This is a genomic window from Arthrobacter sp. E3 (genome assembly GCF_017353415.1).
GTDB lineage: Bacteria > Actinomycetota > Actinomycetes > Actinomycetales > Micrococcaceae > Specibacter.
The window spans coordinates 1-9,868 of record NZ_JAFMPX010000064.1; the positions used below are offsets into that span (position 1 = coordinate 1).

The 9,868-nt window shown below is 64.4% G+C and carries 10 protein-coding genes; 7 read left to right on the forward strand and 3 right to left on the reverse strand.

Annotated elements, in window-relative coordinates; genetic code table 11:
• The first annotated feature begins 113 nt into the window (after positions 1-113).
• The 5 genes from JMA46_RS16470 (at position 114) to JMA46_RS16490 (ending at position 5,030) form a co-directional block, all read left to right on the forward strand.
• Complete coding sequence (locus tag JMA46_RS16470; protein WP_247647391.1) at positions 114-1,055, forward strand: MFS transporter; 942 nt, start codon at positions 114-116, stop codon at positions 1,053-1,055.
• Between the two features lie 112 nt (positions 1,056-1,167).
• Complete coding sequence (locus JMA46_RS16475; protein WP_207346434.1) at positions 1,168-2,454, forward strand: type III polyketide synthase; 1,287 nt, start codon at positions 1,168-1,170, stop codon at positions 2,452-2,454.
• Positions 2,447-3,205: a class I SAM-dependent methyltransferase gene (locus JMA46_RS16480; protein ID WP_348770208.1), complete on the forward strand. Its 759-nt coding sequence runs from the start codon at positions 2,447-2,449 to the stop codon at positions 3,203-3,205. Before JMA46_RS16475 ends, JMA46_RS16480 begins: the two co-directional genes overlap by 8 nt.
• Positions 3,198-4,370: an NAD(P)/FAD-dependent oxidoreductase gene (locus JMA46_RS16485; RefSeq protein ID WP_207346435.1), complete on the forward strand. Its 1,173-nt coding sequence runs from the start codon at positions 3,198-3,200 to the stop codon at positions 4,368-4,370. The genes JMA46_RS16480 and JMA46_RS16485 overlap by 8 nt, the downstream gene beginning before the upstream one ends.
• Before the next feature lie 9 nt (positions 4,371-4,379).
• A complete protein-coding gene (locus JMA46_RS16490) occupies positions 4,380-5,030 on the forward strand; it encodes a GNAT family N-acetyltransferase (protein ID WP_207346436.1) in 651 nt (216 codons plus the stop codon).
• Between the two features lie 145 nt (positions 5,031-5,175).
• Here the strand turns inward: JMA46_RS16490 and JMA46_RS16495 are convergent, their stop codons facing one another.
• The 3 genes from JMA46_RS16495 to JMA46_RS16505 all read right to left on the reverse strand — a co-directional run bounded on the left by JMA46_RS16495 (position 5,176) and on the right by JMA46_RS16505 (position 8,870).
• Complete coding sequence (locus tag JMA46_RS16495) at positions 5,176-6,168, reverse strand: GNAT family N-acetyltransferase (RefSeq protein ID WP_207346437.1); 993 nt, start codon at positions 6,166-6,168, stop codon at positions 5,176-5,178.
• A 2-nt stretch (positions 6,169-6,170) separates the two neighbouring features.
• A complete protein-coding gene (locus tag JMA46_RS16500; RefSeq protein ID WP_207346438.1) occupies positions 6,171-7,556 on the reverse strand; it encodes a glycine--tRNA ligase in 1,386 nt (461 codons plus the stop codon).
• Between the two features lie 210 nt (positions 7,557-7,766).
• Complete coding sequence (locus JMA46_RS16505) at positions 7,767-8,870, reverse strand: beta-propeller fold lactonase family protein (RefSeq protein ID WP_207346439.1); 1,104 nt, start codon at positions 8,868-8,870, stop codon at positions 7,767-7,769.
• Between the two features lie 101 nt (positions 8,871-8,971).
• Here JMA46_RS16505 and JMA46_RS16510 point away from each other — a divergent pair, with 101 nt between their 5' ends.
• Both JMA46_RS16510 and JMA46_RS16515 read left to right on the forward strand, forming a co-directional pair.
• The gene (locus JMA46_RS16510) at positions 8,972-9,319 is read left to right on the forward strand and encodes a PadR family transcriptional regulator (RefSeq protein ID WP_207346440.1); all 348 of its coding nucleotides are present in this window, start codon (positions 8,972-8,974) and stop codon (positions 9,317-9,319) included.
• On the forward strand, positions 9,316-9,759 hold the full coding sequence (locus JMA46_RS16515) for a hypothetical protein (RefSeq protein WP_207346441.1): 444 nt from the start codon (positions 9,316-9,318) through the stop codon (positions 9,757-9,759). The genes JMA46_RS16510 and JMA46_RS16515 overlap by 4 nt, the downstream gene beginning before the upstream one ends.
• Positions 9,760-9,868 lie beyond the last annotated feature (109 nt).

Consider the following 9,868-nt stretch of genomic DNA (forward strand, 5'->3'; position numbering starts at 1 on the left):
AAAGGACGTCCCCGTCCCGCCACGGACCCCACACGCACTGCCGCACACACTCACCGGAACACCACTCGAACGCCCCTGGCGAACCCCACAAACCGCATAATCACGGCAGTTACATGGATAGCCAATTTTCCCAATTTGCGAGCTGGCGCTGGATCTTCTTCATCAACGTCCCGGTGTGCCTGGCTGCAGCCTTCCTGCTCATGCGCGCATACCACGAGAACATCCCCCGCCGCAGGATCCACATCGACTATCCGGGTGCCATCCTGCTCGCCACGGGCATGACACTGGTGATCCTTGCCGTGCTCGAGGGCGGGCAGGCCTGGGCATGGGATTCGGTGTATAGCATTGGCGGTTTCACCCTTGGCGCGGCGTGCATCGTCGCATTCGTGCTGGTGGAACGACGCACAGCCGACGCCGTGCTGCCCTTGTGGGTCCTTTCCCGCCGGCTGCTGCTGACAACCACGCTCGTTTCGCTCGGTGTCGGGGCTGTGCTCATCGGTCTGACCTCCTTCGTGCCCACATTTCTGGAAGGTTCCATCGGCACTGTGCCGCTGCTGGCCGGGTTGGCGGTCGCAGCGCAGTCCATCGGCTGGCCCATTGCCTCCAGCTTCTCCGGCCGCCTGTACATGCGTTACGGCTTCCGCAACACCTCACTGCTGGGCATGGCCGTGATTGTCTTCGGTGCGCTGGCCCTGGTCCTCACCTCGGCGCGTCCAAACGTCTGGGTCGTGGCGGCGTGCTGCTTGGTCATCGGGGCAGGGCTCGGCTTCGCTTCCACCCCGGCCATCGTGGCGGCGCAGTCCTCGGTCGGCTGGGGCGAGCGCGGAGTGGTGACGGGAGCGAACATGCTGGCCCGGGCCATCGGTAGTTCAGTGGGCGTCGCCATCTTCGGGGCCGTGGCCAACGCCATCATCGCCTCTTCGGGAACCGGTCCCGCCGACCCGGCGACCATCATTGCCTCCGCGCGGGGCGTGTTCCTCGCCGTTCTGGTCTGCGGGATCCTGGGACTACTGGCGGCCGCCTCCATGCCGCGCACCGTCCGCGTGGTGTCATGAAGCAGGAGGGCTTACCTCTACAGCCCCTGCTGGCGGCGTCGGAACTGCGTTTGCGCGAACATTTGTCAGCGTGTCGATTGTGTTTGCTGCGCCCTCCACCTAAGAATGGACTATGACGGTCACTTTGAGGTCCCTGGAAACTGCAGTTCCGCCCACCATTCTTGTCCAGCCCGAGGCTCGGGACGTTTTTGCCGCCCAACCGGGCCTGACCCGCCTAGGCCAGCGGCTGGTCCGCACCTGTTTTGATTCTGCAGCCATCGACACGCGCCACACGGCCGTGGAGGAGATGAGCTTGGACTTCCACGGCCCGGACCCCGTGTTTTACGACGGCGAGACAGGGCTCCTGCTCAACCCCAGCACCAAGACCCGCAACGACCTCTTCGCCACCGAAGCCACGGCTTTGTTCGTTGAGGCTGCAACCAAGGCTGTTGCAGCCTGCCCGGACCTGGACGCGGCGGACATCACCCACGTTGTCACTGTCTCGTGCACGGGCTTTTTCAACCCCGGCCCGGACTACAAGATCGTCCGCGCACTGGGGCTGAAGCCTTCCGTGCAGCGCTACCATCTTGGCTTCATGGGCTGCTATGCGGCGTTCCCGGCCCTGCGTGCTGCCAAGGCGTTTTGCGAAGCCGATCCCGATGCAGTGGTTCTGGTGGTATCGGTGGAACTGTGTTCACTGCACGTACGCACCTCCAACGACCCCGACACCATCATGGGTTCATCGCTTTTCGCCGACGGTGCAGCCGCCGCCGTCGTCACCGCGCGGGCCCTGCCGCTCACGGCGCCTGCCCTTGAACTGGACCACTTTGAAACGGTGCTGACTCCCGTGGGCGAGGATTCCATGGCCTGGAACATCGGCGACAACGGCTTTGAGATGGTGCTGGACACGTACGTGCCCAAAATCATTGACGAACACATTGTGGGCGCCTTGGAACCGCTGCTGGCCCACTCCCCTGAACTCGAGCACATCCCCTACAACGAGATCCGACATTGGGCTATCCATCCGGGCGGCAGAAGCATTCTGGACAAGGTCCAAGCCAAACTGGAACTCAGCGACGAGCAGTTGATCCCCGCACGCGAAACGCTGCGCAACTTCGGGAACATGAGCAGCGCAACGGTGATGTTTGTGCTGAAGCACATTCTGGAGCAACCAGCTTCGCAGGCTCGCGAAGCCATCTGCGGGATGGCTTTCGGGCCGGGGCTGACGGTGGAGACCGGGTTGTTCACCAAAGTGGGCCCGCCCGCCTCGGTGCCGCCGGAGGTGGGGCAGACCGTTTCAGCCCAATCAGCGTCCGCGCAGGAGGAACTAGCAATCCAGCAGGCGGAGTTGACGCTGAATCCGGACGCGGACCCCCAGTCCACCGACCCCCAACCCACTGTGCCGGTAAGCCGTGCCTGAGGGCTCCCCGGCTGCCGCATGGCGGCGATTCCTGGCAGAAAGGGATCAGCACGCCGTGGAGGAAATGGACAAGCCCGATTGCGACCCGGCAGCCTTGGCGCGCACTTACGCCCAGTTTCCGCTCATCAACAGCGTCGTCTCGCGCTGGCACAGCACCTACACGGAGTACATCAGGCCGCTGCTGTCACCCAACCAGAACACCACCTTGCTGGACATTGGGTGCGGCGGCGGGGACATCGCCATCGCGTTGGCCCGGTGGGCAGCCCGCGACCGAATGCAACTCTCCATCACCGCCATTGACCCCGACGCCCGCGCCATTGCCTTCGCCCAAGCCCACGCGAGTCGCCAAGGCGGCGTCACCCACGCCAGCCCCGGCATGGTGTTTCGCCGCGCCCACAGCAGCGAGCTTGTGCGCGAAGGTGCCATGTTCGACGTCGTCATTTCCAACCACATACTCCACCACCTTTCCGCGGAGGAGTTTGCGGGCCTGCTGGCGGATTCCGAACAGCTGGCCCGTCAGGGCGTGGTCCACAGCGACATTGCCCGCAGCCGCTTGGGCTACGCATTGTTTTCCGCCGGGACGCTGCCGTTCTTTCCCGGTTCGTTCATTCGGCGCGACGGACTGACCTCCATCCGGCGCTCCTACACGGCGGCCGAAATGCGTGCGGTGGTTCCGCCGATCTGGCGCGTCAAGTCGGCCCGTCCCTACCGCAACCTGCTGCTGTATTCACCGGCATGGCAGCATGCTTGACGTCGCGATCGTGGGTGCCGGCCCGGTCGGTTTGCTCCTCGGTGCCCTGCTGCTGCAGGAGGGTCTGTCGGTGCGGATCCTGGAACAGCGCACCGAACGCAGCGCCCATTCGCGCGCCATCGGCATCCACCCGCCCGGCCTGGCCGCGCTGGCCCGTGTTGGCATCGCCGAAACGCTGACCGGCGACGGCGTGCAGATCACCCGCGGGCTGGCGTCCAGCGGCGGCACTCATGTCGCCGGCCTGCGCTTCGATTGCCTGGGCACCACCCACCCGTTCATCCTGGCCGTCCCCCAGGCCCGGACGGAGGAACTACTCGAGGCGCGGGTCGCCGGGATGGACCCGAGCGCCCTAGTGCGCGGCTGCAAAATCACGTCAATGCACGACGCCGGATCCTCCGTTACGCTCACGGCTGCACCGACCGCCGGGGCCGGGTCGGGCGGTAGCAAAGTGACGTTCAGCGCGCGGCTGGTGGTCGGTGCCGACGGCGCCCGCTCCACCGTCAGGGCGGAGCTCGGCATCGCCACCCACGGGCACGACTACCCCGACACGTACCTCATGGGTGACTTTCCGGATACCGGAACGGACGGTTCCACCGCGGTGCTCTACCTTGAACCGGGAGGCATTGTGGAGTCGTTTCCGCTTCCGGGCCGGCTGCGTCGCTGGGTGGTGCACACCGATGCACTGCTAAAAGGCGCCACAGCCAGCGAGCTGGCCGCGTTGATCCGCAACCGCACAGGCGCCCGGGTGGACGCGGATGCGAACAGCATGCTCAGCGCTTTTGGTGTCCGTTCAAGAATGGCAGACCGGATGGTGTCCGGCCGGGCGGTGCTGGTGGGCGATGCGGCCCATGAAATCAGCCCGATCGGCGGGCAGGGCATGAACCTGGGCTGGCTGGACGTAGCCGCACTGGCCCCGATCATCACCTCCGCGCTGCGCGGAGAAGCGACGGGAATCCGTTTGCAACAATTCGAAAAAACGCGGATGGCGGCAGCCCTGCGGGCCGCACGCCAAGCGGAAGTGAACATGGTGCTGGGACGGCCCTTACCGGCGTCGTTCCTCAAGGCGCGCAACAAGGTGCTGGGCTCACTGGCGGGCATGAAGCCGGTACACGATTTTGTGGCTGGCCGCTTCACGATGCAGTGGGGACTGCACGGGTTGGGGTAGATTTTTCCAATGCTCACGCTCACCGATGTCTGGCCGCTGTTCAACCTCACGATCACCAGTCCGCGCCTATCAATGAGGATCGTCCGCGACGATGACTTGCCGGGCATCGTCGAGGCTGCGCTGGCCGGTATCCACGATCCCGCCGTCATGCCGTTCTCCACGCCGTGGACCGACGCTCCATCTCTGCAGTTGACTCGGGACATGGCACGGCACCAGTGGGAGCTGCGGGCGGGGGTCCGTGCTGACCAATGGACACTGAACTTCGTGGTCCTGCTCGACGGCGTGCCGATCGGCACCCAATCCGTGGCCACGCGGAAGTTTTCGGCGGGCAAAACCATCAATTCCGGGTCGTGGCTGACCCGGAGCCAGCAAGGCAAGGGCTATGGCAGGGAGATGCGGGCCGCCGTGCTGCTCTTCGCCTTCGACCACCTGTGTGCGGAAGCCGCCGAGTCCAGTGCCACTCTGTGGAACAAGCCGTCCCTGGGCGTCTCACAGGCACTGGGCTACAATCTGGGGGCCGTCGTTCCCATCGACGGAGGGTCCCGTGGGCCAGGCCAACTGCAGGAACTGCGCGTGGCAGCGGCCGACTTCCGCAGGCCGTCCTGGAACATCGTGGTGGAAGGCCTCGACGCCGCCCGCGGAGACTTGTTCCTGCCGTAACCGCATCCCGACAAGCACCGGGCATGGGCGGGCCGGGCTCCCGGAGCGGGGATGGATTTCCGAGGTCGCCCAGCGACCGAGGAAATCCTACTGCCCGCGAGGGAGCCCGACCTGCCCGCCGGAAAAATGCCGACTCTGCCAGCGGTTACTCGCCGACGACCAGCGTTTCGGTGCCGCGGACCTTGGCGGCGCCGACCTTAACCATCGGATTGACGACGGCGGCCAGGGCTTCCATGGAGTCGTCCAGTTCCAGCAGCACCGGGTACTGGTGGGTGATCAACGCCAGCAGGTCGTACACGGCCTGCACGGCGACGTCGTATTCCAGCGACGGTTCCACACCCATGAACACCTCGGAGGCGGCGGCCGGGGCAGCATCCTCCCCGGAGTTGATGTGGCCCTGTGAATAGCTCAGTGCGAAGGCCTGGATTTTGCCCTTCTTGCTGGGAGCCACGTCGGCACCGAAGGCGCTTCCTGGCTCCGCTCGAAGCACCAGCGCACCGTGGGCGCCTGTCAGGTCGTCAAGGAACATGCGCTGCACCAGGCCCGGGCTGAGCGGACCGGTGGGATCCCACTGGTTCACGGACTCGTAGTACCTGCCCACCACATCCGTCAGTTCAACGGATCCCGTGGCCAGGTCCTGTACGCGCGCTTCCGCCTCGGCCTCGGTGCCATCACCGAACGTGGGCAGATTCAGCGCGCCGGGGCCCACTTCCACCACCCGGTTGCGCTGGAGTGCGGTAAGCCCCATCGCCTCAGCGAATGCAGCGCCGGAGGTGCCGGGCGCCACTTTGCTGCGCAACGCCGTCGTGCTTGCCAAACCTGCGGCCAGGGCAGCGGACGCTTCGTGGCGCAGCATGGTCAGCAGGGTGGCACCAACGCCTGCGCGGCGGTGGTCGGCGGACACCTCCACGTAGGCCCAGAGCCGTGCCGGGTGCAGCTTCGTGGAATACACGACGGCGGCCGCCACCGGGATGCCCTGGTCCTCGGCAACGATAGTGCGCCGCCACGGATTGGCGTCCGAATTGGCTACCAGCGCCGCACGGAACTGCCCGGCTGGAGTGCTTTCGGCGTCTCCCCAGATTTGCAGCAGCTCCAAATCGTCGCCTTCACGCCACGAACGGTAGGAAAGTTCAGCCACCCCTACGCACCCAGAAGACGGGTTGCCAGGTAGGCCTGCACCTGATCCAGGGGCACGCGCTCCTGGCTCATGGTGTCGCGCTCACGGATGGTCACGGCGTTGTCTTCGAGCGTTTCGAAGTCGACGGTGATGCAGAACGGGGTGCCGATCTCGTCCTGGCGGCGGTAACGGCGGCCAATGGCACCGGCGTCGTCGAAGTCGATGTTCCAGTGCTTGCGCAACGTGTTGGCCAGCTCCTTGGCCTTCGGGGACAAGTCCTCGTTGCGGGAGAGCGGCAGCACGGCGGCCTTGATGGGGGCCAGGCGCGGGTCAAGCTTGAGCACGGTGCGCTTATCCACGCCGCCCTTGGCGTTGGGTGCCTCGTCCTCGACGAAGGCATCCACCAGGAACGCCATCATGGAACGGGTCAGCCCGAAGGACGGCTCAATGACGTACGGGGTGTAGCGCTCGCCAGTGGCCTGGTTGAAGTAGCTCAGGTCGGTGCCGGAACCCTTCGTGTGTGAATTCAGGTCGTAGTCGGTGCGGTTGGCGACACCCATGAGCTCGCCCCACTCGCTGCCCTGGAAGCCGAACTTGTACTCAAAGTCGATGGTGCCGGCGGAGTAGTGGGCACGCTCGTCGTCGGGGACGTCGAAGCGGCGCATGTTTTCCGGGTTGATACCCAAGTCCAGGAACCAGTCCCAGCACAGCTCGACCCATTCCTTGAACCACGCATCCGCGTCTTCGCCGGGGACGAAGAACTCGATTTCCATCTGCTCGAACTCGCGGGTGCGGAAGATGAAGTTTCCGGGGGTGATCTCGTTGCGGAAGGCCTTGCCGATCTGGCCAATGCCGAACGGTGGCTTCTTGCGGCTGGTGGTGAGCACGTTATTGAAATTCACAAAGATGCCCTGCGCGGTTTCCGGGCGCATGTAGGCCATGCCGGATTCACTATCCACCGGGCCCAGGAAGGTCTTCATCAGCCCGGAGAACATCTGGGGCTCAGTCCACTGGCCCTTGGTGCCGCAGTCGGGGCAGACGATGTCGTCCATTCCGTTTTCAGGCTCACGCTTCTTCTTCGCCGTGAACGCCTCTATGAGGTGGTCCTGGCGGTGGCGCTTGTGGCACTGGGTGCACTCGACCAGCGGGTCGGTGAACGTGGCGACGTGGCCGGAGGCAGCCCACACGGCCTTGGGCAGGATGATGGAGGAGTCCAGTCCCACCATGTCCTCGCGTCCACGCACGAAGGATTGCCACCATTCGCGCTTGATGTTTTCCTTCAGCTCCACGCCGAGGGGACCATAATCCCAGGCCGACCGCGAGCCGCCGTAAATCTCACCGGCCTGAAAAACAAAGCCGCGACGTTTCGCGAGGGAGATGACCAGATCAAGCTTGGATTGGGGCGCCACTATGTACTCCTAGTAATTACGAGGCCGCTGGGTGCGGTCCGTCCGCGCCCCAGCCTACCGTTGCCCGGGCTTCCGGCGGGAATCAGCCCGTTCTGCGCGAAACCCGAGATGAGTTTTGCGCATCATTCAATTCCGAATCCTGCCCTGGACATGCACGACGGCGGCACGTGGCTGTACGCTCCCGCCCCACCGCTGCGCCGGGTGAGCTGGCTAGAGCGGCAGCACGCAGGTGGCGCTGCCAAATTCAAGCAGCTGTACCGGGGCTGCGCCCAACAGCCCGTCGCCGCCCACGGCAAAGACGGTCACGGAGTTGGAGCGCTGGTTTGCCACATACAGCATGTTGTTGGCCATGGCGAAGTGCCGGGGCCAGTTACCGCCGCATGAAATTTCCTGCAGTATGCACGGTGGTGACGGCCTCTCCCCCACCGATTCATCCAGTTCGCCCACATCCATGACCACCAGCGTGTTGGGGCCGCGCACGGCAACGTAGATCTTCGTGCCGTCTGCGGACAGCTGAACGTGGGAGGGGAAAAAATCCTTGCCATTCTCCAGGGCCTGCGGGCTTTCCGTCAGCACCGACTTGAAAAGCCACTGCCAAAAGAAGTCCCACTCGGCGCTTCCCGCCGGGTGCTCATCGGCGCTGCCCGGGATGTCTGTCTCAAGCCGTGTTTTGCGCAGGACGTGCAGGTGGCCGTCGAGCTCCCCCGTCACGAGCATGAAATCACCCTTGAGAGCAACATGGCGCGGTCCGGTTCCCGGCGGCAATTGGGCCGAACGTTGCAGCTCGAACAGTTCACCCACCTGCGCGTACTCATCTACTCGGTCCGCACCGAGGTCCGAGACAAGCACCGTGCCCCACGGGGTGGCTGTGACTTGGTGGCAATGGGATTGGGACTGTCTGTCCACAACGGGGCCGCTACCCGGGTGTGACACATGCTCAAGCTGCTGCGTGGAACCTGCCAGCAATACAGCAAGTGGAACCATGGCGGCCGTCCCGGAGGAGTAGTTGGCTGCCCACACCCGCCCGTCGATGAACGCTGAATGGCAGGGGTCCGCGCCCCCGGTTTCCGCCCGGGCAACGAGTTCCAACGTCTGCGGGTCCACGGCGGCCACACCTCCCTGCGGCAGTTCCTCCACAGCAAGCAAATAGCCTCCGCCAGCCGTGACAAACGAAGGATTTGGCACGGATGCTTTTTGGGCTTGCATCGCCCCCACGGTCCCGTCGTCCAGTACGGCGAATGATGCCAAGCCCGGTCCGGCGCCATAGCCTTCTTCGGTGTAGCCGCTGACAATGAGGGTCTGGGTGGATGACATGGATGGGCTCCTGGTGCATCGTTGGGTCGTTGCTTCCACGCTATCGCGCCCAGCTGGCAAAAGCATTGAACGTCTCTGCATCACAAGGTACTATGCATTGCATGGAACCTACCGGCACCATCAGCACCAACCTCCGCAAAGGAGTCTTGGAATACTGCGTTCTGGCCATGATCGGCAATGGTGAAATGTATGGGCTGGACATTGCCAACGGCCTACATGGCCAAGGGCTGCTCACCAGCGAGGGAACGCTGTACCCGCTGCTGGCCCGGCTGCGCCGCAATGGGCAAGTGGAAACCAGCTGGCGCGAATCCAGCCAGGGCGCACCTCGGCGCTACTACACCTTGACGGCGACCGGCAGGGAGTCACTCGCCGCATTCTCCATCGTGTGGAATGAATTCCATCAATCAGTGAGCAACATACTCAACTCTGCAACAGGAGACTCTCGATGATGAACCGCCGTGATGACGAGGAAGTTCAACAGTACCTGTCTGCGCTGGAGGCCAGGCTGTCCCAACTGCCCACGGACCAATCGGAGGAAATTCTTTTCGGGGTCCGGGAGCACATCACCGAGGCCGTTTCCCGTGGGGACCGCCCGGTGCCCGAGGTACTGGCTTCACTGGGCAGCCCCGATGACGTCCTTGCCGAAATGGCGGGTCTGGTTGCCGGTCGCCACAATGAGGGCGGTCGAGCCCCCACAACACCGCGCTGGCGCTCGACGAGCCCCTGGGTGCCCCTGACCGTGGTGCTTCTCGCCTTTGGCGGCTTCCTGCTGGGCGTTGGCTGGTTTGCCGGGGTGACGTGCTTGTGGATGGGAGCCCGCTGGAAAACGTGGGAAAAGGTCCTCGGCAGCGTCCTGTTCCCCGGCGGGGTGCTAGTAGTACTTTGTTAGGTTGGGGGTGGCCGTTGGCAGGCGGGACAGCGGTCGAGCATGCCGATGATGATTTCCTGGAGGGCTTTTAGGACGCCGTAAAGACTGTGTCCACCGCTTGAACTTTTGG